The organism is Pseudomonas sp. IT-93MI4, from assembly GCF_949767635.1.
GTDB classification, from domain to species: Bacteria; Pseudomonadota; Gammaproteobacteria; order Pseudomonadales; family Pseudomonadaceae; genus Aquipseudomonas; species Aquipseudomonas putida_A.
Genome location: NZ_CATKPP010000054.1, coordinates 213,209 through 238,645, shown reverse-complemented (window position 1 = coordinate 238,645; position 25,437 = coordinate 213,209). Strand labels below are relative to the sequence as shown.

The following is a 25,437-nucleotide window of genomic DNA, read 5'->3' as shown; positions in this document are numbered from 1 at the left end:
CTTGCAAAAGTACTCGATATGAAAGGGTCTCGGGTGTTTTCAGCGCTGCAACAGCCGCTTCGTCATCACCATCGACGTCTGCAACGACTGCCCCGTGCGCTGCAGTTTGTTCAACAGACTCGCCCCCAACCACAGTTGATAGAGCGTTTCTGCCAGTTGCCGAGCGTCAGTCTGCGGCAAACTTTTATCCAACTGCCCTTCTTCCAGGCACGTCGTGATGCGCGCAACGATGCGCTCGGCGCCGTCGCGCAAGGTCAGTCGCATCGACTCGGACAGGTCGGCGACTTCCGCGCTCAACTTCACCACCAGACATTCATCACCATGGCCTTCCAGGGTGCAGCGGTTCTGCCAGCCCTGCCAGTAATCCATCAGCCGCTCATAGGCACTGAGGCCGGGCAGGGTCAGGCGTCGCTCCATATCTGCCAGGTAGCCGACAAAGTAATCCTCCAGCAGTGCTTGGCCGTAGAGTTCCTTGGATTTGAAGTAGTGATAGAACGAGCCCTTGGGCACACCGGCGGTCTGCAGGATCTCGCTCAGGCCAACGCTGGTGAAGCCCTTTTCGGCCATCATGCGGTGGCCGGTGTCGAGCAGGTGTTGGCGGGTATCGTCGTAGGTCGGTTTCATGGGGCGCAAAATACCAAACATTAGACCAGTCGTATATTTCTGATGGGCAGGAGTTTGCCACAGTGATGGCTCCGAAACACGGGCGTAAAAATTTACTAGACGACCGGTCTAATATAAATCTATTCTGTGGCCGTCACTCCTTCCGAGGTGTCGCAGACGAACCCGTCGAGGACACCAGACCAATACAGGGCGCTCTATGAAAATCTTGATGGTTCTGACTTCCCACGATCAGCTTGGCAACACCGGCAAGAAAACCGGCTTCTGGCTCGAAGAGTTCGCGGCCCCCTACTACGCCTTCAAGGATGCCGGCGCGCAGATCACTCTGGTATCGCCGGCCGGCGGCCAGCCACCGCTCGATCCGAAAAGCGATGAGCCCGATGCGCAAACCGCTGAAACCGATCGCTTCCGCAAGGACCCTGCTGCTCAGCAGGCGCTGGCCAATACCGGGCGCCTGGCGGATGTCAGCGCCGAGGATTTCGATGCCGTGTTTTATCCCGGTGGCCATGGCCCACTGTGGGATCTGGCCGAAGACAAACACTCGATTGCGCTGATCGAAGCGTTCGACCGCAGCAACAAACCTCACGGTTTCGTCTGCCATGCGCCGGGCGTTCTGCGTCACGTGGTGGCTGCAGATGGCAAACCGTTGATTCAAGGCCGGGACGTCACCGGTTTCACCAACGCTGAAGAAGCCGCTGTAGGCCTGACCGATGTCGTGCCGTTCTTGATCGAAGACGAATTCCAGCGTCTCGGCGGTCGCTACTCCAAGGTCGCTGACTGGCAGGTTCACGTGGTGACCGATGGCCAACTGGTGACGGGTCAAAACCCTGCCAGCTCGGCAGCCGTCGCCGAAAAACTGCTGAAACTGTTGGCCTGAGCCCTCCAGCGTCCAGACACCGTGCGCATCCCGCACGGTGTTTTTTTACCGCATTACTAGTCGACTGGTCTAATAAGGCCAAAACAGGAATCACATGAAAAACAGCCCTTACTTCACCCCCGTCAAACTGGGCCTGCACACCCTGAAGAACCGCATCGTCCTGCCGCCCCTCACCCGCCAGCGCAGCACACAACCGGGCAATGTCGCCAACGCATTGATGGCCGAGTATTACCAGCAACGCGCCGGCGCCGGTCTGCTGGTTACCGAAGGCACGCAGATCGAGCCTCGCGGTCAGGGATACGCCTGGACTCCCGGCATTCACACCCCTGAGCAAATTGCCGGATGGCGCACAGTCACCGAAGCGGTGCATGCAAAGGGCGGCGTGATATTCGCCCAACTCTGGCACGTCGGCCGTGTGTCCCACACCGCGCTGCAACCTGATGGGGCGGCACCGGTTTCAGCGTCCGCCATCGCCACCGAGCGGGTCAGCGTGTTCATCGAAACTGCGCCGGGCGCCGGCGAGCTGGTTACGCCATCCGCGCCGCGAGCACTGAGCACCGATGAAGTCCAGGAACTGGTTCAGCTCTATATACAGGCGGCGCGCAATGCGATGGACGCCGGCTTCGACGGGATCGAACTGCACTGCGCCAACGGCTATCTGGTGAACCAGTTCATTTCTGCCCACAGCAATGTGCGCACCGATCAGTACGGTGGCTCGCTGCACAACCGCCTGCGCTTTCTGCGCGAAGTGGTGTCGGGTGTCGCCGAGTGCATCGGTAAAGAGAAAGTCGGCGTGCGTTTCGCGCCGCTGTTCACCACCACCGATGAAGCGCGCACCTATCTGGGCATGGTCGAAGAGGACCCGCACACCACTTACATCGAAGCGATCAAAGTACTTGAGGATGTGGGCATCGCCTACCTGTCCATCGCCGAAGCGGACTGGGACGACGCGCCCGCGATGCCGCAAACCTTCCGCCGTGCGGTGCGCGATACCTTCAGTGGTGCGATCATCTACGCCGGGCGTTACAACGCTGAATCCGGTGCGCAGTTGCTTGAATCGGGACTGGCTGATCTGGTGGCTTTCGGCCGTCCGTTCATGGCCAACCCGGATCTGCCGGCGCGCATCGCCAATGACTGGCCGCTCAATCCACTGAATCCTGTGACGGTCTACGGCGGCAATGCCGAAGGCTATGTGGATTACCCGACCTACAGCGAATAATTCCGCGAATTCGCCCAGCGCTCCCACTCACCGGGAGCGCTTCCTCTTCTCCCCCGCTATACCCGCAACCTCGCGCGCTGCGCTGCGAGGTTTTCGCATCTGCACAAAAAAGATTGCCGATTGATTGTCAGGTTTATTTTTTCAGCCTATCTTGAATAAAACCTATACAAAGCACTTCTTTACGTACAACTCTTCCGCTACGGATTGGCCCCCACGCACAGCACTGCCGCGAGCACCCTGAATGAACCCACTACTAGCCAGCCATTACCGCGAAATCCTCGTCGGTGTCGGTGAAAATCCCGAACGCGAAGGTCTGCTCGACACACCCAAACGTGCGGCCAAAGCAATGCAGTATCTGTGCAACGGCTACTCGATGAGCCTGGAAGACGTCACCAACGGTGCCCTGTTCGAATCGCAAAGCGATGAGATGGTGATCGTCAGTGACATCGAGCTCTATTCCTTGTGCGAGCACCACATGCTGCCTTTCATCGGCAAGGCACACGTGGCGTACATCCCCACCGGCAGAGTGCTGGGACTGTCGAAAGTAGCGCGCGTGGTGGACATGTTCGCCCGCCGTCTGCAGATCCAGGAAAACCTCACCCGGCAAATCGCCGAGGCGATTCAGCAGATCACCGATGCCGCCGGCGTGGCCGTGGTCATTGAAGCCAGGCACATGTGCATGATGATGCGCGGCGTCGAAAAGCAGAATTCGATCATGACCTCTTCGGTGATGCTCGGTGCCTTTCGCGACAGCTCCACGACGCGTCAGGAGTTTCTGCAATTGATCGGGCGGCGAAGTTGATTTCCGACCTTCGACAGGCGCGATAAACCTGTACACAGCAACCCCACTGTACAAGCACGATATTCCTACTTTCACCCCTATACCTGTGCACTCAGGGAGAACGGCAATGGCCCGACTTGTGCTCTTACTGGCTCTGGCACTCGGCGTTGCAAGCTGCGGCAGCGTGGATGTCAGCCACTATGCCGATCAGCAACCGGCGCTGGATCTGCAACGCTTTTTCAGCAAACCCGTGAAAGCCTGGGGGATGTTTCAGAAGCGCTCCGGGGAAGTGGTCAAGCGCTTTGAGGTCAACATCGTCAGCCATCGTGAAGGCGACAACCTGATTCTCGATGAGCGCTTCCTGTACAGCGACGGCACGCGCCAACGCCGCGTCTGGACCCTGACGCCCGAGGGCCAGGGGCGCTGGAGCGGGCGTGCGGGTGATGTGGTAGGTGTCGCTACAGGTCAGGTCGCAGGCAATGCTCTGCACTGGCGTTATCGCCTGAATCTGCCGGTTGATGGCTCAACCTATGAAATGAGCATGGACGACTGGATGTACCAGATGGACGAGGACACGCTGATCAACCGCACCAGCATGTCCAAACTCGGGGTTGAAGTCGGCCAGGTGACCTTGTTCTTCCGTCGCCAGGGCTCGGGAGAAAATCAATGAACAGTGCTCAATTGATAGGCAAGGAGTGAAGCATGAATCTGCAAACCCTGACCGAACGTGCGGCCAACAGCGAAATACGTGAGCTGGAGCTGCTGTCACTCGAAGGTGGTTTTTATCTGGCCCGCATCCGCCTGGATCACGGCCAGTTCACCTTGCTCGACGATGCAGCCAAACCGATGCATCTGCGCTCGATCACCCATCTGCGTGACCTGCTGCAGACTGTGCCGGCATTCCCCTGCGTGTTGGTGCAGCAATGCGTGCACGACGAAATGTGCGGGCGTGATAGCGGGCCCGTCGAAGAGCTGCGGATTCCGTTTTCGTTGGCCACATCGCTATGAAACGGATGCTGTGAATGAACCAGAACCGTCGATTGTGCCTGGTACTGGGCGATCAGTTGTCCTTCGACCTGGCTTCCTTGCAGACGCTCGATAGCGAGCGCGACACTGTGCTGCTGGTCGAGGTCATGGAAGAAGCCAGCCATGTGCCGCACCACCCGCAAAAGATTGCCCTGATCTTCAGTGCCATGCGCCATTTCGCCCAGGCCCTGCGAGACCAGGGCGTTCGTGTCGAATACGTGACCCTGGATGATCCGCACAACAGCGGCTCGGTGCCGGGGGAATTACGCCGCTGGCAACAGCGGTTGCAGGCCGAGGAAGTGCACGTCACCGAATGCGGCGACTGGCGTCTGGAGCAATCGATCAGGGACTGTGGCTTGCCCATGCATTGGCACGCCGATACGCGTTTTCTTTGCAGTCGCGATGAGTTCGCCGCCTGGGCCGCCGGCAAAAAGCAGTTGCGCATGGAATTCTTCTATCGCGAGATGCGCCGCAAGAGTCGCTTGCTGCTCAATGGCGACGGCACGCCGGTGGGTGGTGCGTGGAATTTCGATGCGGAGAATCGCAAGGCCCTGCCCAAAGGCGTGAAAGCCCCCTACCCGATCCGTTTCGGTAATGACGCCATCACCCGCGAAGTGCTGGACCTGGTGAAGGCCCGTTTCAGTCAGCATTACGGTGCACTCGACGACTTCAACTACCCGGTCACCCACGCCGACGCGCAGGCGCTGTGGGAGTATTTTCTGGATTTTGGCCTGGCAGGATTCGGCGACTATCAGGACGCCATGGCCAGTGACGAACCGTTCCTGTTTCATGCGCGCATCAGTGCCGCGCTCAATATCGGCCTGCTGGATTTGCGGCAGTTGTGCAGTGACGTCGAGTCGGCCTATTGGGCCGGCAGGATTGCCCTGAATGCTGCCGAAGGCTTCATTCGGCAATTGATCGGCTGGCGGGAATATGTGCGCGGCGTGTACTGGCTGAAAATGCCGGACTACGCACTGGGCAACGCATTCGGCAACGACCGGCCACTGCCCGAGTTCTACTGGACCGGTGCGACGCAGATGAACTGCATGCGCCAGGCCATTGGCCAGAGTCTGCAGCACGCCTACGCGCACCACATTCAGCGGCTGATGGTCACCGGCAATTTTGCCCTGCTCGCCGGCATCGCGCCGAGCCAGATCTGTGAGTGGTACCTGGCGATCTATATGGACGCCTTCGACTGGGTCGAGCTGCCCAACACCTTGGGCATGGTCATGCATGCCGATGGCGGTTACCTCGGTTCCAAACCCTATTGCGCCAGTGGCCAATACATCAATCGCATGTCCGACTACTGCCGAAGCTGCGCCTACAATGTCAGCGAAAGTACCGCGGACAATGCCTGCCCGTTCAATGCGTTGTACTGGCATTTTCTGATGCGCCACGGCGAACACCTGCGCGGCAATCAGCGCATGGCGATGATGTACAAGAACCTCGACCGCATGCCGCCAGCCAAGCAGGAGGCGCTGTGGCAACGCGGGCAGAACCTGTTGGTGCGCCTGGATAACGGCGAATCGATCTGAAATGAGCGCTCGCATGCGCGGGTGGTGAAACTTAAGCACAGCGCGCCCGGTCAACGAATGATCGGCGCTCAAGTCCCCTGCGAGCGCGACGTTCACTGCTCGCGTTGTGCCTACGCGCTCTATGAAGCCAGTCCCTGAACATTCAATAAAGCAGGTCACATGGATACCCTTGAACACCTTAGTCGCGAAGCGCTTGAGTCAGAGGTAAGGCGATTGCGCGCGGCGCTTCAGAGCACCCTGGTCGACACGCAGGACGTTGACCTCGATCGCGACATGGCGGCGCAACTGCAAGCCAGTCGGGATGCGCTCGCCCGCAGCGAGGCACGCTTCATCACCATTCTGGAAACCATCGAGTCGGCGTTCGCCATCGTCAAGGTCAAATTCGACGCAGAGGATAAACCCGTCGATTACTACTTCGTCGAAGCCAACCCGGCGTTCGAACACCAGTGCGGGGTCAACCTGCGCGGCAAATGGGTGACCGAGTTCGCGCCGAATCTGGAAAGCTTCTGGTTCGAAACCTACGGCCATGTGGCCAAAACCGGAGAGCCGGCGAACTTCGAAAATTACGCCAACACCTTCGAACGCTGGTTCGACGTGCGCGCGGTGCGTGTCGGCGATCCGGCCGACCGGCAGATCGCGATCCTGTTCAACGACGTCACCCAGCGGCGCGACGCCGAGGAGCGTTTGCGTACCAGTGAAGCGCTGGCGCGGGAGAACGTCGAGCGTGTGCAACTGGCGCTCGCCGCCGGTGCGATCATCGGCACCTGGCACTGGGACCTGCTCACCGACCGTTTTGCCGTGGACGAAGCGTTCGCCCGGGTGTTTGACCTCGACCCGGCGCTGGGCCGCGAAGGGCTGAGCCTCGAACAAGTCATGGTGACCGTGCATCCCGAAGACCAGGATGGACTGACCACCGCGATCAACGAAGCCATCGGCCGTGGTGGCGCCTACTCCCACCAGTACCGTGTGCGCCGCACAGACGGCAAATATCAGTGGATCGAAGCCAACGGCCGTGTTGAGTGTGCCGATGATGGAACGCCGCTGCGCTTTCCCGGCGTGCTGATCGATGTCGAGGAGCGGCGCAATGTCGAAGCGGAGCGCGACCGCGCCATCGCCGCGTTGCGCGCGCTCAACGATACGCTGGAGCAGCGCGTGTCATCGCGCACTTCAGAGCTGATGCAAGCCGAAGAAAAACTGCGTCAGTCGCAGAAAATGGAAGCCGTCGGCCAACTGACCGGGGGCCTGGCGCATGACTTCAACAATTTGCTGGCCGGCATTTCCGGCGCGCTGGAGTTGATGGGCGCGCGCATCAGCCAGGGCCGGCTGAATGAGGTCGACAAGTACATGGTGACCGCCCAGGGCGCGGTCAAGCGAGCCGCCGCCCTGACCCACCGTCTGCTGGCGTTTTCCAGACGCCAGACCCTCGATCCGCGGCCGACAGATGTCAACACGCTGATGACCGGCATGACCGAGCTGATCCAGCGTACGGTCGGCCCCAGCATCGTTCTGGAAACCCGCGCCGCGCCGGGGCTCTGGCCAACGCTGGTGGACGCCAGCCAGTTGGAGAACGCCCTGCTCAACCTGTGCATCAACGCGCGCGATGCGATGCCGGATGGCGGGCGCATCACCATCGAAACAGCCAACCGTGCGCTGGACTGCGAGACGGCGCGCACCCTGGACATGCCCGAGGGCGAATACCTGTGCCTGTGCGTGACCGATACCGGTACCGGCATGACTGCCGATGTGATCGCCAAGGCCTTCGACCCGTTCTTCACCACCAAACCGCTGGGCCAGGGCACCGGGTTGGGGCTGTCGATGATCTACGGTTTCGCCAAGCAGTCCGGTGGTCAGGTGCGCGTGCATTCGCAGGTCGGTCAGGGCACGGAGATGTGCATTTATCTGCCGCGCTACCATGGCGAGCCTGTGCCGAATCAGGATCACAAGGACAACACGCCGGCAGCCTTGCCCAAATCTGGCGAGACAATTCTGGTGGTGGACGACGAGCCTACGGTGCGTGCGCTGCTGACTGACGTGCTCGGCGATCTCGGCTACACCTTGATAGAGGCCGCTGACAGTGTGGTCGGGCTGAAGATGTTGCGCTCGGACATACACATCGACTTGCTGATCACCGACGTCGGCTTGCCGGGTGGCATGAATGGTCGGCAACTGGCCGATGCCGGCCGGGAAATCCGCCAGAACCTGAAGACCCTGTTCATCACCGGGTACGCAGAAAACGCGGTGATTGGCGCCGGTCAATTGGGCCCGGACATGCAGGTGCTGACCAAGCCGTTTGCCGTCGACACGCTGGTGGCGCGGGTCAGCGACCTGATGGCGATGAAATCCGAATGAGCGACCGTTGCGGCGCTGTAATCCCAGAGAGAGTGGCTGCGGCCAAGGAGTGAAAAATGGTGACGTTTCTGATTTTTCTGATCGCGTGCGGCGCTGCGGCGACTACCGGGGTGATTTTCAAGCCCGGGCCATGGTACGAAGGGCTCAATAAACCCGGATTCACCCCGCCCAATTGGGCGTTTCCGGTGGCCTGGACAATAATCTATCTATTGCTGGCCTGGGCCGGTTATCGCTTGAGCCTGATTCCTGGCAGTCAGACGGTACTGGCGCTATGGGCCGCGCAGATTGCCTTAAACACGTTGTGGACGCCGGTGTTCTTCGGCGCGCATCAGGTGGCCGCCGCCATGGTGATTCTGCTGCTGTTGTGGCTGGTGGTCGCGGTGATGGTGTTTATGGCGTTGCGCCTGGATTTGATCACCGGGTTGATCCTGTTTCCTTATCTGGCCTGGTTGTGTGTGGCGGCGGCGTTGAATTTCTCGATTCTGCGCAATAACCGTGGTTGATGACGGCAGCTGTCATAACTCCCATTTTTTCTGACAAAAAGGCTCTTTTTCAGGCATTCAAAATATCTTTCCAGGCCCTTGAAAGCGCAGGTCCCCGCTCAGGACGGGGATTTCGCAATGAACAACAGTTCATTACTGAATTAGTGATTTAACTAGGTAGTTACCTATCTATATAATGCACGCCTCATTTCAACGGGACATTCAACGTGAAGCAGAGTCAACGCCTCTCGGGCATATCAAAATTCATTCTGGTCGGGCTGGGGGTGATCATCGCCCTGCTCGGCCTGGCACTTGCGGCTGGCGGAGTGAAGCTGGTCAGCCTGGGAGGGTCGTGGTACTTCCTCGTGGGCGGTCTGGTGATGGCCGTTTCCGGTCTGCTGATCGCTCGCTTCAAGACGGCCGGCGCCTGGCTGTTCGCGGCGTTTCTGGTCGGGACAGCGATCTGGGCGGTGAGCGATGCCGGGCTGGTGTTCTGGCCGGTGTTCTCGCGTCTGTTCATGTTCAGCGCCGTGGGTCTGGCGGTGACGCTGGTCTATCCGCTGCTCAAGCGTGCCAACGGTGATGTTCCGGGTCGTGGCGCTTACGGCGTTGCCGCTGTCCTGGCCGTGGGACTGGCGGTGGCTGCCGGCAATATGTTCGTTGCGCACCCGACCGTCGCTGCCACCGGCACTGGCCCGGGCCTGACCCCGGTTGAGCCAGACAAGGCGCAAAAAGACTGGGCGCACTACGGTAATACCGAGGGCGGCAGCCGCTTTGCTGCGCTGTACCAGATCAACCGCAATAACGTCGACAAGCTGAAAGTGGCGTGGACCTACCACACCGGTGACGTCGCCGAGAGCGATGGCAACGGTGCCGAAGACCAGCTCACTCCGCTGCAGATCGGCAACAAAGTGTTCATCTGCACCCCGCACAACAACCTGATCGCGCTGGATGCCGACACCGGCAAAGAGCTGTGGAAGAACGCGATCAACGCTAAGTCGAAAGTCTGGCAACGTTGCCGTGGCATGGCCTATTTCGATGCGACGAAAAGCATCGCTCAACCAAGCAATTCGAGCATCATCGAAGCCAAACCGGCGCCGGCCGCCAATTGCCAGCGCCGTCTGCTGACCAACACCATCGACGCCCGCCTGATCGCGGTCGATGCCGACACCGGCGAGTTCTGCCAGGGTTTCGGCAACAACGGTCAGGTTGATCTGAAGGCCGGTCTCGGTGACGTGCCGGACAGCTACTACCAGCTCTCCTCCGCGCCGTTGATGGCCGGTACCACTGTGGTGGTCGGCGGTCGTGTAGCCGACAACGTACAAACCGACATGCCGGGCGGCGTGATCCGTGGTTTTGACGTAATCACCGGCGCCATGCGCTGGGCCTTCGACCCAGGCAACCCGCAGGACAAACAGGCACCGGCCGACGGCAGCACGTATGTGCGCAGCACGCCGAACAGCTGGGCGCCGATGTCCTACGATCCGGCAACCAACACCGTGTTCCTGCCAATGGGCAGCTCGTCCACCGACATCTATGGTGTCGAGCGCAGCAAACTCGATCACACCTACGGCGCCTCGATCCTCGCGCTGGACGCCACCACCGGTGATGAACGCTGGGTATTCCAGACCGTGCACAACGATCTCTGGGACTTCGACCTGCCAATGCAGCCGAGCCTGATCGACTTCACCAAGGACGGCAAAAGCGTTCCGGCGCTGGTCATCGGCACCAAGGCCGGGCAGATCTACGTGCTCGATCGTGCCACCGGTAAACCGTTGACCGAGGTTAAAGAAGTCCCGGTCAAAGCCGCGAACATCCCGAACGAACCGTACTCGCCGACCCAGCCGAAATCGGTGGGCATGCCGCAGATCGGTGCGCAGCATCTGACTGAATCGGACATGTGGGGCGCCACCCCGTACGACCAGTTGCTGTGCCGGATCGATTTCAAATCGATGCGTTACGACGGCCTGTACACCGCGCCGGGTACTGATAAATCGCTGAGCTTCCCGGGTTCGCTGGGCGGCATGAACTGGGGCAGCATCTCCACTGACCCGGTGCACGGCTTCATCTTCGTCAACGACATGCGCCTGGGTCTGTGGATTCAGATGATCCCGTCGCAGAACAAGGCGCAGGCCTCTTCCGGTGGCGAAGCGTTGAACACCGGCATGGGCGCGGTACCGCTCAAAGGAACGCCTTACGCGGTCAACAAAAACCGCTTCCTGTCGGTGGCCGGCATTCCTTGCCAGGCACCGCCGTTCGGCACCCTGACCGCGATCGACATGAAAACCCAGAAAGTTGCCTGGCAGGTTCCGGTCGGTACCGTTGAAGACACCGGTCCGCTGGGCATCCGCATGCACCTGCCGATCAAGATCGGTCTGCCGACCCTCGGCGGCACCCTGTCGACCCAAGGTGGCCTGATCTTCATCGCCGGTACCCAGGACTTCTACCTGCGCGCCTTCAACAGCGGCAACGGTGAAGAGGTGTGGAAAGCGCGCCTGCCGGTTGGCAGTCAGGGCGGCCCGATGACCTACGTTTCGCCGAAGACCGGCAAGCAGTACATCGTCATCACCGCCGGTGGTGCACGTCAGTCGACCGATCGCGGCGACTACGTGATGGCTTACGCCTTGCCGTAAACCGCAGCGCCCGTGCTGAACACGGGCGCTTTCTTTTTGCGCGCGGCACCTGAGGGTGCCGCGCCGCTTTCCGATATCGCTACAGCTTTGAGCAGGAAGATCTCCATGTTTGGTTTTACTCGTAACGGCTGGGTCAACGGCGTGCTGTTGGGCCTGACCTGCACCACCCTGCCCGCCTTCGCCGATACCGATTCGAACCTGTTGACCCGCAACACCCTGACCGGTGACTGGGGTGGCCTGCGCCACCAGATGGACGAAGACGGCATCAAGTTCACCGGCGATTACACCGGCGAAATGGCTTACAACGCCGACGGCGGCCTGCATCGCTCCGGCCGCTACTCGCAGAACATCAAGCTCGGCGCGCAGTTCGACCTGAGCAAGTTGTATGGCGTAGAGAACGCCGGCAAGGTTCAGCTGACCATCAACGACCGCCGCGGCAACAGCGCGTCCGAAGATCTGGTTGGTAACCGTCTGCCGATCCAGGAAAACTACGGCGGCCTCTACACCCGCCTGACCGAACTGAGCTATGAGCGCAGTCTGTTCACCCCGGCGCTCAACGTGAAGCTGGGCTACATGGCCATGGGCAACGACCTCGGCGGCCTCGACAGCGGCATTCTGTGCAACTTCATGAACGCCGGTTTCTGCGGCCATCCGCTGAACATGTCCGGCGGCAGCGGCTGGACCAACTACCCGAACGCACACCTGGGCGTGCGGGTGAAATACGACTTGTCGCCGTCCTGGCAACTGCGCGTAGCGGCGTTCAACGTCGATCCGGAAAGCAACGGCAACTCCAGCCGCGCCTGGCATCTGGGCCCGAAACACACCACCGGCACCGTGGTGCCGATCGAACTGGTGTACAAGCACGCGGGCCAATTGCCTGGCGAATACAAGCTCGGTTACTACTACGACAGCTCCGACGTGAACCGCATCGGCAGCGACAAAGAAGTCTCCGGCCGTGGCGGTCACTACTTGCTGATCGATCAGGCCGTATGGAGTTCGCCAACGTCCGAGGGCCGCAGCCTGCATGCGTTCGGCCAATACTCGGCAGCCAGCGAAGCAGCTTCGCCGTTCAGCAAGTGGTACGGCACCGGTCTGGTGCTGTACAAACCGTTCGAAGGTCGCCCGCGTGACACCGTCGCTCTGGGCTATGGCCGCGCCGTGCCTAACCCGCGCAGCCGCGACGTGCAGCAGGACGCCGCCATGGCCAATGGCACGCAGTTCCCGAACCTGGACAGTGGCGAGCAGCTAATCGAATTCGGCTACGGCTACCAGGCCACGCCGTGGCTGACGCTGCGCCCGAACATGCAATACATCATCGAACCGGGCGCGTTTTCCGGGCAGGACATCGACAATGCGTTGGTGTTTGGCTTGCAGGTGAAAGCCTCGCTCTGAGTCTTCTGGCAGAACTGCAGGCAATAAAAACCCGGCGTAATGACCGGGTTTTTTATTGCCTGACAATTGTCGTAACCAAGATGCTCAGTCAACACCGAACCTTTACCCCCAAACCTGCGTCGGAGCTAGGGCGTTAACGCTTACCGCTCGCCACGAGGTTTCCGTTTGAAAGCAGCCATCGTCAAAAAATACCGTTTGATCATCAAGACCATGGGCTACGTGGGCTGGTCGCTGTTCTGGTTGTTGCTCTGGGACATCGCCGTCACCGTCGACTTCATGTTGTTCCTGAACGCCAAGATCAACCTGCCGCTGATGCCGCTGACGCTGCTCGGTTCAGCGCTGGTGGTGCTGATCAGTTTCCGCAACAGCAGCGCCTACAACCGTTGGTGGGAGGCGCGCACGCTGTGGGGCATGATGATCAACAGCTCGCGCAGCTTCGCCCGGCAGGTGCTGACGCTGCTGGATGATCCCGACAACGAAGTGAACCCGGTGAAGGCGACGCTGTTGCGCCGCCATGTGGCCTACGTCAATTGCCTCGCGGCGCATCTGCAGGGTCAGCCTTGCCCGGAGGAAGTCCGCGCGTTCATCCCGGCGGATGAGTTCGCCCGCAGCGGCACCACCAACAACTTTGCCAACGACATCCTCACCGGTTCCGCGGCGTTGCTGGCCCGGGAATACAAGGCCGGGCGCCTGGACAGCATTCGGCTGGCACGGCTGGAATCGACGATGGTCGATCTGTCCAACAGCCAGGGCGGCATGGAGCGGATCGCCAATACTCCGCTGCCCTACCCCTACGTGTATTTCCCGCGCCTGTTTATCTCGCTGTTCTGCCTGATTGTGCCGGTGGGGCTGGTGGAATCGCTGGGTTGGTTCACCCCGCTGGCCTCGACGGTGGTGGGCCTCATGCTGCTGGCCATCGAACGCATCGGTACTGACCTGCAAAGCCCGTTTCGCCATAGCGAGCACCAAATCCAGATGGAAGCCCTGTGCGAAACCATCGAGAAAAACCTGCAGTCGATGCAGCGTGATTCACTGGGGGATGTGCACAGGGTTGAAGAAACGGCTTGAGGAGCGATCTGAGGGACGCCAGGGCGTAATGCCCTGGCGAGTCGCAGGTATTACTTCTTCTTTTTCGCCGGCTTGTCAGCCTTCTTAGAATCCTTGGCCTTTTCCGGCTTGCTATCGGCTTTTTTCGCAGACTTTTTCGGTTCGGCGTCTTTCTTCTTGTCTTTCTTGTCGGAGGACTTGGAAAGCGCCGAAGCTGCCGCCGATTTCTTTTCCGGCGAAGACTTTTTGTCTTTCAAGTCCTTGCTGGCTTTCGAAGCGTCATCTTTTTTGCTTTTCTTCTCGTCTTTAGCCACGTTGACCACCTCTCGGAATGTGCCGGTATTGGCACCGGGCCTGTGCGAATGAACACAAGCTGATCGTTAGGCGTGGGCGTTCGGGCGGGGTTCAGATTATTTAGAGTTGGAGAGCGTTTAACCAAGAGGCCAGCAATTTTTGAAGTGGATTTCAATCAGGCCGGCAAATAGCCCATGGAGGCGCAGGGGTAAACTTTGACTCGATCCACTGTTTGAAAGCTATTACCACGGCGCTGGGAAACTTGGCTGACGGCCTGACCAGGTAAACCCCACCAGCGGTGTCGAGTTGCCAGTCCGGAAGAACGTGAAGCAATTTTCCTGCAGCAATGTCATGGCGCATCAGCCATTCGCCTGCGCCGAGTATCCCTGAATCAGCGCAAGCGGCGGCAAGTAACGATTCGCTGTCGTTGGCCGTGAGGTTTCCTTTTGGCGCGACTGTTTGCAACTCGCTGCCGCGAAAAAGCCTCCATTGCGGAAAAGACGCAAGGCCACTAAAGCGAAGGCAATTGTGCTTGATCAGGTCGTGTGGATGGTCGGGCATGCCATGCTTTTCTATGTAAGCGGGCGAAGCGCCGAGGATCCGGCGGTGGTCACTTAACCGTTTGGCGATCAGTCGGTTGTCTTCCAGTTCTCCGATTCGGATCGCAGCGTCGAATCCTTCGTCGATGATGTCCACCAGGCGTTCGCTATAGTCTGCGAGGATCGAAACGTGCGGATGTTCCTTGAGAAACTCCGGCAACATCGGACCAAGCCAGCGCCGTCCCATGGCTGCCGGCAGTGCAAGCCGCAACGTTCCTCGAACTTCGCTGGCACCTTGCGTCGCCTGCTGTTGCGCTTCATTCATCAGGTTGATGGCCGAGCGCAGATGCTGCTCAAGCTTGGCACCTACTGGCGTAATTCGAACCTGACGGGTTGAACGCTCGACGAGACGCACACCGAGGCGCTTTTCCATGGCGGCCAGTCGTTTCGATACGACGGTTGGGTGTCGCTGCAGGAGCCGACCTGCAGCGACAAACGAGCCTTGGGAGGCAACGGCCAGAAACGCAGCGATTTCGTCACTGTGCTGACTATTCAGAACATCAAGATTCATGGTTTTAGAATGATCGCCCCCGATGACTGCCCCGACTCCAATGCCGTATGCGCCTGCGATGCATCTTTCAGAGCGTAGCTGGCCCAAATCCTGGGCTTGATAATACCTGCGCCTATGGCGGCCAGCACATCCTGCGCCCGTTCCTGGTACTCACAGGCACTGGCGGTGTGTGCTGCCAGTGAAGGACGTGTGAGGAACAGCGAGCCTTTAGCATTGAGCGTCGACAGTTCTACAGCCGAGGGCGCACCTGACGAGGCCCCGAACGAAACCATCAGCCCGCGTGGCCGGAGACTATCCAAAGACGCCTGGAAAGACGCACGGCCAATAGGGTCGTAGACCACGTCAACCTTTCTGCCCTGGGTAAGACGGCTGACCTCAGACGCCAGGTTGTCGGCATTGAATACCAACACCTCATCACAACCGGATCTCAGCGCTTTTTCGACGCTGGCCAGTTTTGAAACCACACCAATCACTGTCGCCCCCAAGTGCTTGGCCCATGGCACCATGATTTCCCCCAATCCTCCAGCCACGCCATAGATGAGAACTGTGGTGCCCTGTGCCACTGGATAGGTGGTTTTTAACAGGTACTGCGCAGTGATGCCTTTGAACATGACAGCTGCGGCATCATCGAACGACAAGGCGTCGGGTATCTTCACCAGTCGCTCGGCTGGATAAAGTCGGGCCGAAGCATATGAGCCAATGGGCCCAGTAGCATAAGCGACCCTATCACCAACGTGCACATTGCTGACGCCCTCACCCACGGTGACGACTCGCCCGGCCCCCTCCAATCCGAGTCCGGATGGCAGCGCAACAGGCACCGCACCCTTGCGTTGAGTCACATCGAGGAAGTTGACCCCGATGGCGTCCTGTTCAATCCAGACCTCACCTGGCCCGGGCAATTGTTCGCTCAACGTTTCCAGACTCAACACATCAGGCGCGCCGAACTGATTAAAGCGGATAGCGGATACCATGGTCGTTTCCTCTAAGGTCAGAAGTCTTCCAAACAGATGCCGCTAGTGTGAGAACTGACTTACCGACGAACAAGACGGGCTGACTGCAAGACATTAATGCATGATTTGCAGCAATAACATCATGGAATGGAGCGCTGCATCAGTTGCGGCGCTGTAAATACCAACGGTTCAAAACTGTCAATAGCACAGTTGTGCGACTGTTCCGCAGATAGCGCAGTGATAGGCTTTTCTGGCGTGACATTACGCGAATGCCCGATCTGTTCAGAAGGCAGGTCGGGGCCAATGTTTAAGCCCGCTGTCAGCTAACTGAAAGGATTCGAACATGAAAAAGTCCATCACTACCCTGGCCATCGCCGCGACACTCGCTCTCGCCGCAACGGTCACAAACGCAGCCGTGCATCCAACGACCATCAGTGCTCCACAGACGGTCAAGCAGGCGACCGCCTCGATTGACACGCCTTTCTCAACACAACAGAAAGCTGGAGAAATCCAGACGGCCAGCCTGGCCAGAAGTTGCTCTGATGAGCGCTATTCCTGGTGGGAATTCAGTGGCTGGGAAATAATCGCCTGCCTCGGAAGCGGTCAGTGGTAATTATTCAAACGAGTCTGGTGCGTGACTTATGTGCTGAGCACGCACCAGCGCCTGTTGTAGCCAAGCGACAGTCCTTACTCTCGGCGATTGAGCGCCCTGCCCCACAAACCCTCTGCTCTGATACCCCCGCATGCACGCCCCGGCTTGGGGTAATCTTCAAAACATAAAGGTAGGTATGACCGGAATGAACGACAGCCGGAAATTCCAGCGGCTGCTGATCAGGTCATCCGGATGAATCGCCGAGTACTGAATCTCCCCGGAAACCCTCACCGGCAACTTGCCGAAATTGAAGATTCGCCCAGCGCCGATCCCGATGGGAAACGTGACTTTGTTGCCGCCCTCGGCCTTCCAGTTGACCGTGACGTTGGGGGTCATGCCGATGCGCCACTGTTCCGGCCCTGGAATCGCCCGCTGAATGAAATACTGCACATTGGTCAGGCTGACGTCCTTGCGCTTGCTATCACCGCCAACCGACCACCAGTGCTGCGGGAACACGCCAAGGGTCCAGTCCGGACCGAGGTACGCGGCGACGAACGCCGGGCCCAGCGAGTATTTGCCCGTACCGAGCACGTCTTCTTCGGCGGTCGGGAACATCGCAGTCGGGCCGAACCCCCAGACCATCTTGCCACCCCCGGCAAAGCGGATCGGCTCCTTGGGCGAAAACACACCGACGTAGGCTAGGTCGCCGAAACCGCTGGTGCGGTCGAACGGGTCCTGCACGACCGAGGTGAAGTCACCGCGATCGTGCAGAATTTCGTTGGGGCCCATGCCTATCAGGTTACCGGCCTTGCGGTTGACCGGGGCGCTGACGTAGCTGATCGGCAGGCGGTTGATCAGGTTCCAGTCTTCGCCAAGAGAGATCGGAAAGGTCGGCATGAAACTGTATTTGCCGAGCATCCGTGTGCCGTTGCTGTGCGGACCTTTGAGCGCGGTGTAATCGTACTGGTTGAACAGCAGAACAAGGTTTCCCACCGGGTTGTCCATCAGTCTGGATATCTGTTCGGTGGACGGTTCGCAACCGGCCTTGACCACTTCTTTCAGGTCAATGTCGAAGTCCTGTTGTAGCTGTTGGCATTTTTCCGGATCGACCCTGGCCCCTGCAACTGACGGGGAACCCAGTTTCGGCAGAGGGCTGGCGGCACAGGCCAAGCCACTGAGCACCGCCCCGCAGAGTGTCAGACTTGATCGAATCCTTATCGATTGCATCGATTTGCCCTCCATTTCACCAGGCGTACTGAAGGCGCAGGGTCCAATTGTTCACGTCTGGGGAGCTTCTATTGTTTGATCAGATCACTTGGCTTCCAGCTCTGGTCAAAAAACGCCTGCTTCGGCCCATACAACCGCACGATCACCAGGAAGCCTTTCTCCGGTACGGTCTTGATCCAGTTCTTGCCCTCGCCCGGCGATGTCGGCCCGAAGTAGATGTCGGTGGAGCCGTCGCTGTTCTGCGCCGGTTTATCCATTTGATTGAGGGACGGGAACGGCTGGCCATTGTCCAGACCTGACGCGGTCAGGTTGTCGTAGGCGGTGACCGACCAGAACAACGCCGCCGGGACATTGGCTGGGAGGTTGAGCTTGTAGGTCTGGGCGCCGTCGAGGAACTTGCCCTCGGCGTCGCGGGTTGTCGCGGGATACTTGGCGCCGGCACCGACCATGTTCATGACCATGCCGGGGCTGTCGGAATAGGCCGAGGTGAAGAACGCCACACGTTGTTCAAGATTGGTGAAACTGCCGCTGGATTGAAACTCGGTATTCTCTCCGGCAAAGGTGTTCACGTATTGGCGATCCTTGTAGTACAGACCGCCCGGCTCTTTGTACAGCAAGTGGCTGGTCACCACCTTGCTCATCTTGAACGCGGTGCGCGCGGCGTCATCCAGCAGCTTGCGTCGTTCGGCATCCGGGGCAAAGGGCTTGCCCTTCTCGATGCCCAGGGTGTGCAGGAAGCCGCGCATGTCCATGTCCGCCGGATCGACGGCTTCGGCGTCGATGAAACGCGAGAGCATGTCGAAGTAGCGACCGTCTTCGGGGAACAGCATGTTGATCGGTGCGCCGGTGGCGTCGGGGAATTGCATCGGCAGCGCCGAGTCCTTCTTGCCCAGCGGATAAATCTTCGTACGCTCGACTTCGGCTACCGGCACGCTGAGGTCTTTCGGATCCTTGAAAAAGGTGCGCCAGAACAGGAACACGTTGTTGGTGCGCGAGCGATAGACGAATCCCTCGGTCGGCTCCGGCCCTGTGTAATCAGGCGGGAGCAGCACATAGGTGCCGCCCTTGCCCTTGTCGGGACCCGCCAGGCCAACGTCACCGCGCCAGGTTCTGCCGTCGATGGTCGGCCCGACAATCGGGCGCTGGAAGAAGTCATCGAACATGCCCTGCACACCGGGCGGTGCTTCGACCACCAACGGGCCGTACTTCGCCAGATCCAGATAGCTCATGGCGTAGACCAGGTCGGAGTTTGGCGTGGTCACCAGTGTCTTGGCGTTGATGCGCTTTTTCCACGTCGGCAGGATGTTGTAGCCCGCGCCGAACTGCTTCTCCGACGCTTCCTTCATCGACCAGATATTGATCGCCGGCAGAGCCCACAGATACGACTGCACGGCGCGCTGGAACACCAGCTCCTCGATCAGGCTGCGTGCGGTCGCTTCGGTCGGGAAGCCTTTTTCAAAAGGCTGATTGGCCAGTTCTTCATAGCGCGTCGCGGCATCGGCGAGGCCGCTTAGGGAGAGGCTTACGGCCAAGGCCATCAGTGAGGTGCGCAAACGGTTCATCGGCTGTCCTTATGAACGCAGTTGGAAAATCGGTTCAGTTGACCTTGGCCACCGCCGGTGGCGTCCACTGGCCATTCATCGCGGCCGCTTCCGGCCAGTAGGCGCGAACATAGAGCGAGAAGTCCGCGCCCTTCGGCGCCGGGAGCCAGTTACTTTCCTTGTCGGCGCCCGGCGAATCGCTCTGCACGTAGAGCGTCAGTGAGCCATCGGCGTTGGTCTTGAGCGACTTGTTCTTGGTGCCGAGGGAATAACGCCCCAACGGGTTTTCGGCGAAGAAATGCTGCTGGTTGTACAGCGTCAGCGACCAGAAACCCTTGACCGGTGGCAGCGCGCCTTTGGGGAAGGTCACGCTGTAGCGCTGCGCGCCGTTGAGTCGGACGCCGGACTCGTCCAGATCCTGATAGAAGTACTTGGTCTCGATCTGTTTGTTGACGAAGATGTTTGACCGGGCAACCGCCGTGCGCAGGAAGTAGTCGGTGCCAAACGCTGCGCCGTTATCGATGGTGCTCCAGTGATTGGGCAATTGCTTCCCGTAGTTGCGGAACTGCAACAACGGCTTGACCACGTCTGCATCAGACTTTTGCGCCTCGTCGATCATGGCTTTTTTCAGCTCGGGATCGCGCTGGGCGATTTGTGCCAGCACCGCCAATTGCGCATAGCGCGCCTCTTCTCCCGGCAGCGGTTTGGCGTCCTTGAGAATCGCCGGCAACTCATCGAAGAACTTTTCCGGGAGCACCCAACGCGTTTCCTCGTCACCCGAGGCCTCGGCGGGGAATTTCGGCGACTGGCTCCAGTCACGCTGCTTGAGTTTGCCGTCGTATTTGGACAGCGGGTACATGTCGATGCCCGACAAATAGTGCTGGATGGCCTTGCGATCTTCGGCCGTATCGTCCTGGAACACCCGCGGAATCACGAAACCGGTATTGGTCTTTGCACGAAAGACCTGGGTGATGCCCTCAGGCACCTTGCCGTTCCAGTCCGGCCCCACCAACAGATAGAAGCCCGGCTTGGTGGCGTACATTTTTCCTAGCTCGGCGAAGCTGTCGGAGCGCAGGTCCACCACCTGATAAACCCAAAACCGGTCGCCAAAGTCCGGGACCTGCAAAACCACCGGTTCGATATCCAGCGCAATGCTGCCCGCACCGTAGACCACATCCTGGTTCGGACAAGCCACCAGGCGTTCCCCCGGTGAAATGTAGTCGGTGAGCATCGACAGATGGTTGATCGGCGCCACGGGCACGATGCCCCCCATCAACCCGGCCTGCGGCAGATCCTTGAACTTCAGGCGGCGATTATAAATATTAGCCATCGGCCAACCCCAGAAATACGCCTCCCGCGCCATCATCCGTACGTAGGTTTCGGTCACCTTCACATCGGCTTCGGGGCCGGATACCTGCACTACGGGCGAGGTCTGTGCCTGCACGGCAACTGCGCCGAGCAATAGCGCGGTAGCGAGCAGGCCGCTGGCGAATAAAGGTGTTTTGTTCATACGGAAGGCATCCTTGCTTGGGACGGTTTCTCGGTGAATCAATCTTCTGGTGGAAGATTGTTCGTTAGAAAAACCTAGCAGAGGAAATGAGATCGGCCAGAAAAGGTATGAAAAATTAAGATCCTATTTCCATTTCTGATAACTGCTCCTCAGCTCTTGGCCGACATTCCAATGTTGAGGGCAAGAAATCTGATAAGGATCGCGACGGAAGAAAGGCATCACAGTGCTCGTGCAGCTGTAATGGCCCAGAGCAAGCGTTTTGTGACCAGCGCTGGAGGACGCATGATTTGATTCGATCAATAGAGATGAAGTGTGTTGCCCCCTTATCCAAGGGGCAACGTACAAGCGTTGGTGAGTATTGTTAAGCCACCATCTTGCTTCTTTACCCGAGTGCGCTGGCAAACGCCTGGGGCGTCGGGCTCTCCTCCCATTGTGCAACGCCTTGCGGCAGAACCAGCCAGGGTTGCTTGCGTCGCGTCCAGATATGCGCCACCGGCGTGAAGTGTTCCGTACCTTCCAATACTCCCGCCCGCACCACACGCATGCCGGGCGCGGCGGTTGTCTCGTTGAACAGTCGGGTATGGCACTCGCCGCAGACATGTTGCGTGGAGGTCTGCCCTTGGTATTCGCGTACAAAGGTCGCCGTTTCGCCCTTCACCTGCACTGCCGAAGCCGCGCATAGCATGTGCAGGCCGAACGCGCTGCCGCTCCAACGCTGACAATTCAGACAATGACAGGCATACAGCGGTGGCAGTTGCTGCGCCTCGATTTCGATGCTGACGCGCCCACACAGACATTGACCGGTGAATCTCATGCGTTGACTCCTTACAATGACGCCCGGATAAGTTCGGCGCGCATGATCCCTTTTCACACGCCCGAGCAGAAGAGCAAAAAAGGAGCAGCTGTTGGTCAAGAATGTATGAGCGGTCTTGAATGGGAGAGCCAGCAGGTGTTCCTTGCGGTGCTGCGTTCCGGCAGCCTGAGCGGTGCTTCGAAGTTGTTGGGGATTGCGCAGGCCACGGCCCGCCGACGCCTCGATCATCTTGAGCAGACACTCGGCTTGAGCCTGTTCACCCGCACGCCCTCAGGCCTGACGCCTACGAGTGGGGCGCAGCGCCTCATCGATCATGTCGAGGCCATGGATCTCGCCGCGCAAGCCTTCAACCGGGCGGCCAGCGCTGAAACGTCGGTGGACCACGGCACGGTGCGGCTGACCTGTGGCGAGTTGCTGGGAGTGGAGGTATTGCCCGCTTTACTGCGGAACTTCCATTACGACCATCCTGGACTGAAGCTCGAACTGAGCATCGGCGACGCACTGGAAAACATCGCCAGGCTGCAATCGGATATAGCCGTACGCCTGATGCGTCCGATGGAGGCCGATATCGTGGTGCGGCGGGTCGGCAGCTTGCGGATCGGCGTCCATGCCAGTGCCGAGTGCCTGGAGCGTTATGGTGAGCCCGTCAGCCTGACGTCGCTGCGCCAGCGGCCGTTGATCGGGCCAGACCGTCGCTCAGCTGACTTGCGTCGCTTGGTCGAAGCCGGGCTGTGTGAAGCCGATCAGCATTTCGCGATTGCCACGGATCACCACCTTGCGCAACTGGCTGCATTGAAAGCGGGATTGGGCTTCGGTCTTTGCCCGATACCTATCGCCAGAAATCATGGGCTGATTCACGTATTGCCAGACAGCTTCGGCTTCGAGGTCGAAGTGTGGATCGCGATGCACAGTGACTTGCGCAAAATCAAACGGATCGCCAAGGCGTTCGAAGTGGTGGGTGAGGAACTGCATCATTATCTGCGCTCGAACGCCCCCTGAGGGAAGTGATCCATGCCAGCACCAGTCCCTGCCCGCCATACCGGGATAATCGCGATTTATTGGTCTCGCTCTGAATCAACCGGCGCGAACGCTTTGGCAGCGGCCACGGTATCCAGAGATTCGCGCAGCAGCTGAATCCTGCCGTCTTTGGCCACCAGGCGGCCGGCGTACATTTGCTGGTAGATGCGCCCAGTGGCAGGCACCAAGGCCTCTACGCTGTATTCGGCAAACGCCTGGTCGGGTGTGTCGATCAGAAAGTGAACGTTGCGAAATTTGAAGTCCGGCACTTTACCGAGCAATGAGCCGATGAAACTCTCAATGGCGGCGGGGCCTTGCACACGGTGGGGAATGCCCAGCGACTCCAGGTAGGGCAACTCCAGCACGCCATCCTCCGCGAAAAGTGCTGCCGCCAGGTGCGGCGTCTGGATGGCATCCAGGTAGTTTTGAAGTAATTCCACGGCATTTTTCATGACGACTTTCTCCGAAACGCATAAGGGATGGGCACGCTGCAGGTGCTGACCTGATCACGTTAGGAGATCCCTTTAATTTCAAAAATAGACGTTAATGAAAATCATCGTTTCATAATTGAAAGCCAACGTCTCATGACGGCCATCGCCATTCAGGCTGGCTTAGATGCTCGGCAAAGAAGTCCGACAGCGCTTTGATTTTTACCGGCCGGGTACGTGCCGAAGGGGTGACGAAATACAAACCGCCACGGGCCATGCTCCATTGCGGTAACACCACCACCAAGCGCCCGTCTTTCAAGTATTCGCTGGCGATAAATTCCGGCAGTTCGGCGATGGCCTGGCCCTCAAGCAACACCGGCAATAACGCATCCGAGTTGGTCACTCTTAATGGACCGCTGGGCACCACGTCTTCTTCGCTGCCGTCTTTATGGGTGAACCGCCACACTTGGCTGCGGGCCCGGTAGGCATAACTCAGGCACGTGCGGGACGCGAGTTCGCGGGGGTGGCAAGGATGGCCATAAGCGTCCAGATAAGCCGGCGAGGCGACCAGGTATTGAGTGACGGCACACAGGCGCCTTGCAACCAGCGAGGAATCCGGTAATACGGCGATGCGTAACGCCGCATCAAAGCCCTCGGCGATCAGGTCGACCGAGGCATCCGAAAGGTGCAGGTCAATCGACAGCTCGGGATACTGGCGCAGCAACTGCGGCATCAGTGGTGCCACCCAACGCAAGCCAAACGACATGGGTATCGCCAAGCGTACTTGGCCGCGGGGCTGAACCGATAAATCCTGAGCCTCGCTTTCCACCTCTTCAGCCTGCCGATAAATCTCACCCGCCTTGGCCGCCATGCTCGCGCCGAACTCGGTGAGTGCCAGTTGCCGTGAGGTGCGGTTGAACAAGCGCCCGCCCAGACGCTCCTCCAACCGTGCGACCGCTCGCGATACCGTCGGCACCGACACGCTCATGACCCGTGCCGCGCCGGCGAACGAGCCCTCTTCGGCTACCTTGGCAAACATCGCCAACCCTTCAAAATCCGGAAGTCTGCTCATTTCATTTCTGCAACGATAGGTTTCAGACAATTCTATTTTGAAAGTTTTTTCCCGTCGATAAGCTTCTCCCACACCGCAACTCACTCAATCGAAATACGGGAGAAACACCATGACTGACAAACTCGAAGGCAAAATTGCATTGGTTACCGGCGGCACCTCAGGCATCGGTCTGGCCACTGCCAAACGCTTCGCTCAGGAAGGCGCTCACGTCTATATCACGGGCCGTCGTCAAGCCGAACTGGACGCCGCTGTCGCCGCGGTTGGCAACGCCACCGGCGTTCAGGTGGATTCCGCCAACCTTGATCAGTTGGACGCGTTGTATCGCCAGATTGGCGCAACCCACGGCCGAATCGATGTGCTGTTCGCCAATGCGGGTGGCGGATCGATGCTGCCACTGGGTGAAATCACTGAACAGCAGTACGACGACACCTTCAATCGCAACGTAAAAGGCGTGCTGTTCACTGTGCAAAAGGCACTGCCACTGCTGGCCCAAAAAGCCTCGGTGATTCTCACCGGCTCTACGGCGGGCAGCTCGGGCACCGCCGCATTCAGTGTTTACGCCGCGTCCAAAGCCGCCGTGCGTTCATTTGCCCGCAACTGGATTCTGGATTTGAAAGACCGCCAGGTGCGCATCAACACCATCAGCCCCGGCGCCACCCGCACGCCTGGCCTGGTTGAATTGGCCGGCCCCGATGCCGCTCAGCAGCAGGGCTTGCTCGACTATATGGCCTCGCTGATCCCCATGGGGCGTGTCGGTGAAGCTGACGAAATTGCCAGCGCCGCGTTGTTCCTGGCCTCCGATGACGCCAGTTTCGTTAACGGTATCGAGCTGTTTGTTGACGGTGGCCAGGCGCAAATCTGAGCAGCCAGCGGGCGATTGTCGCGGTCGCCCGCCACCCCACGCCTGAGTGTGTGCATTA

The 25,437-nt window shown here is 59.3% G+C and carries 24 protein-coding genes; 14 read left to right on the top strand and 10 right to left on the bottom strand.

Features of this window, described 5'->3' with window-relative positions:
- Nucleotides 1-39: 39 nt before the first annotated feature.
- On the bottom strand, nt 40-624 hold the full coding sequence (locus ACM6I7_RS20175; protein ID WP_097089858.1) for a TetR/AcrR family transcriptional regulator: 585 nt from the start codon (nt 622-624) through the stop codon (nt 40-42).
- A 196-nt stretch (nt 625-820) separates the two neighbouring features.
- On the opposite strand from ACM6I7_RS20175, the gene ACM6I7_RS20170 reads away from it, so the two are divergent.
- From ACM6I7_RS20170 to ACM6I7_RS20120, 11 genes are all read left to right on the top strand, one after another.
- Nucleotides 821-1,498, top strand: a complete 678-nt coding sequence (locus tag ACM6I7_RS20170) for a type 1 glutamine amidotransferase domain-containing protein (protein WP_103367097.1) — start codon at nt 821-823, stop codon at nt 1,496-1,498.
- Between the two features lie 94 nt (nt 1,499-1,592).
- Nucleotides 1,593-2,717 carry an alkene reductase gene (locus ACM6I7_RS20165; protein ID WP_414889137.1) on the top strand — a complete coding sequence of 375 codons (1,125 nt, stop codon included), beginning with the start codon at nt 1,593-1,595 and terminating at the stop codon, nt 2,715-2,717.
- 241 nt (nt 2,718-2,958) lie between these two features.
- Complete coding sequence (gene folE, locus ACM6I7_RS20160) at nt 2,959-3,519, top strand: GTP cyclohydrolase I FolE (protein WP_027611787.1); 561 nt, start codon at nt 2,959-2,961, stop codon at nt 3,517-3,519.
- 106 nt (nt 3,520-3,625) lie between these two features.
- Nucleotides 3,626-4,168, top strand: coding sequence for a DUF3833 domain-containing protein (locus ACM6I7_RS20155; RefSeq protein WP_247841807.1), 543 nt, complete (start codon nt 3,626-3,628; stop codon nt 4,166-4,168).
- A gap of 32 nt (nt 4,169-4,200) precedes the next feature.
- Nucleotides 4,201-4,506, top strand: coding sequence for a DUF6482 family protein (locus tag ACM6I7_RS20150; RefSeq protein ID WP_027611785.1), 306 nt, complete (start codon nt 4,201-4,203; stop codon nt 4,504-4,506).
- 14 nt (nt 4,507-4,520) lie between these two features.
- Nucleotides 4,521-6,059 carry a cryptochrome/photolyase family protein gene (locus ACM6I7_RS20145; RefSeq protein WP_414889136.1) on the top strand — a complete coding sequence of 513 codons (1,539 nt, stop codon included), beginning with the start codon at nt 4,521-4,523 and terminating at the stop codon, nt 6,057-6,059.
- A gap of 159 nt (nt 6,060-6,218) precedes the next feature.
- Nucleotides 6,219-8,408 carry an ATP-binding protein gene (locus ACM6I7_RS20140; protein ID WP_414889135.1) on the top strand — a complete coding sequence of 730 codons (2,190 nt, stop codon included), beginning with the start codon at nt 6,219-6,221 and terminating at the stop codon, nt 8,406-8,408.
- Nucleotides 8,409-8,467: 59 nt separating this feature from the next.
- A complete protein-coding gene (gene tspO, locus ACM6I7_RS20135) occupies nt 8,468-8,911 on the top strand; it encodes a tryptophan-rich sensory protein TspO (RefSeq protein WP_027611782.1) in 444 nt (147 codons plus the stop codon).
- Between the two features lie 206 nt (nt 8,912-9,117).
- Nucleotides 9,118-11,523, top strand: coding sequence for a glucose/quinate/shikimate family membrane-bound PQQ-dependent dehydrogenase (locus ACM6I7_RS20130; RefSeq protein WP_414889134.1), 2,406 nt, complete (start codon nt 9,118-9,120; stop codon nt 11,521-11,523).
- Between the two features lie 105 nt (nt 11,524-11,628).
- Nucleotides 11,629-12,915, top strand: a complete 1,287-nt coding sequence (locus ACM6I7_RS20125; RefSeq protein WP_336836240.1) for a carbohydrate porin — start codon at nt 11,629-11,631, stop codon at nt 12,913-12,915.
- A 165-nt stretch (nt 12,916-13,080) separates the two neighbouring features.
- On the top strand, nt 13,081-13,983 hold the full coding sequence (locus ACM6I7_RS20120; RefSeq protein ID WP_414889133.1) for a bestrophin family protein: 903 nt from the start codon (nt 13,081-13,083) through the stop codon (nt 13,981-13,983).
- Between the two features lie 50 nt (nt 13,984-14,033).
- Here the strand turns inward: ACM6I7_RS20120 and ACM6I7_RS20115 are convergent, their stop codons facing one another.
- From ACM6I7_RS20115 to ACM6I7_RS20105, 3 genes are all read right to left on the bottom strand, one after another.
- Nucleotides 14,034-14,276 (bottom strand): hypothetical protein, encoded by a 243-nt coding sequence (locus tag ACM6I7_RS20115; protein ID WP_007967139.1) that lies wholly within the window; start codon nt 14,274-14,276, stop codon nt 14,034-14,036.
- Nucleotides 14,277-14,427: 151 nt separating this feature from the next.
- A complete protein-coding gene (locus tag ACM6I7_RS20110; RefSeq protein ID WP_027611778.1) occupies nt 14,428-15,366 on the bottom strand; it encodes a LysR family transcriptional regulator in 939 nt (312 codons plus the stop codon).
- A complete protein-coding gene (locus ACM6I7_RS20105) occupies nt 15,363-16,337 on the bottom strand; it encodes a quinone oxidoreductase family protein (RefSeq protein ID WP_027611777.1) in 975 nt (324 codons plus the stop codon). Before ACM6I7_RS20105 ends, ACM6I7_RS20110 begins: the two co-directional genes overlap by 4 nt.
- A 322-nt stretch (nt 16,338-16,659) precedes the next feature.
- Between ACM6I7_RS20105 and ACM6I7_RS20100 the strand changes: the two genes are divergently transcribed.
- Nucleotides 16,660-16,929: a hypothetical protein gene (locus ACM6I7_RS20100; protein WP_150370625.1), complete on the top strand. Its 270-nt coding sequence runs from the start codon at nt 16,660-16,662 to the stop codon at nt 16,927-16,929.
- A 156-nt stretch (nt 16,930-17,085) separates the two neighbouring features.
- Here ACM6I7_RS20100 and ACM6I7_RS20095 read toward each other — a convergent pair whose 3' ends face one another.
- From ACM6I7_RS20095 to ACM6I7_RS20080, 4 genes are all read right to left on the bottom strand, one after another.
- Nucleotides 17,086-18,135 (bottom strand): hypothetical protein, encoded by a 1,050-nt coding sequence (locus ACM6I7_RS20095; protein ID WP_414889132.1) that lies wholly within the window; start codon nt 18,133-18,135, stop codon nt 17,086-17,088.
- Nucleotides 18,136-18,203: 68 nt separating this feature from the next.
- On the bottom strand, nt 18,204-19,697 hold the full coding sequence (locus ACM6I7_RS20090; protein ID WP_027611774.1) for a DUF1254 domain-containing protein: 1,494 nt from the start codon (nt 19,695-19,697) through the stop codon (nt 18,204-18,206).
- Between the two features lie 34 nt (nt 19,698-19,731).
- A complete protein-coding gene (locus tag ACM6I7_RS20085) occupies nt 19,732-21,186 on the bottom strand; it encodes a DUF1254 domain-containing protein (RefSeq protein WP_414889131.1) in 1,455 nt (484 codons plus the stop codon).
- A gap of 382 nt (nt 21,187-21,568) precedes the next feature.
- Complete coding sequence (locus ACM6I7_RS20080) at nt 21,569-22,000, bottom strand: GFA family protein (protein ID WP_414889130.1); 432 nt, start codon at nt 21,998-22,000, stop codon at nt 21,569-21,571.
- Nucleotides 22,001-22,042: 42 nt separating this feature from the next.
- Between ACM6I7_RS20080 and ACM6I7_RS20075 the strand changes: the two genes are divergently transcribed.
- Nucleotides 22,043-22,999: a LysR family transcriptional regulator gene (locus tag ACM6I7_RS20075; RefSeq protein WP_096796004.1), complete on the top strand. Its 957-nt coding sequence runs from the start codon at nt 22,043-22,045 to the stop codon at nt 22,997-22,999.
- Nucleotides 23,000-23,055: 56 nt separating this feature from the next.
- Here ACM6I7_RS20075 and ACM6I7_RS20070 read toward each other — a convergent pair whose 3' ends face one another.
- Nucleotides 23,056-23,469 carry a nuclear transport factor 2 family protein gene (locus ACM6I7_RS20070; protein WP_096796003.1) on the bottom strand — a complete coding sequence of 138 codons (414 nt, stop codon included), beginning with the start codon at nt 23,467-23,469 and terminating at the stop codon, nt 23,056-23,058.
- A gap of 130 nt (nt 23,470-23,599) precedes the next feature.
- A complete protein-coding gene (locus ACM6I7_RS20065) occupies nt 23,600-24,517 on the bottom strand; it encodes a LysR family transcriptional regulator (protein ID WP_414889129.1) in 918 nt (305 codons plus the stop codon).
- Between the two features lie 109 nt (nt 24,518-24,626).
- On the opposite strand from ACM6I7_RS20065, the gene ACM6I7_RS20060 reads away from it, so the two are divergent.
- On the top strand, nt 24,627-25,379 hold the full coding sequence (locus ACM6I7_RS20060; RefSeq protein WP_115989771.1) for an SDR family oxidoreductase: 753 nt from the start codon (nt 24,627-24,629) through the stop codon (nt 25,377-25,379).
- Nucleotides 25,380-25,437: the final 58 nt, after the last annotated feature.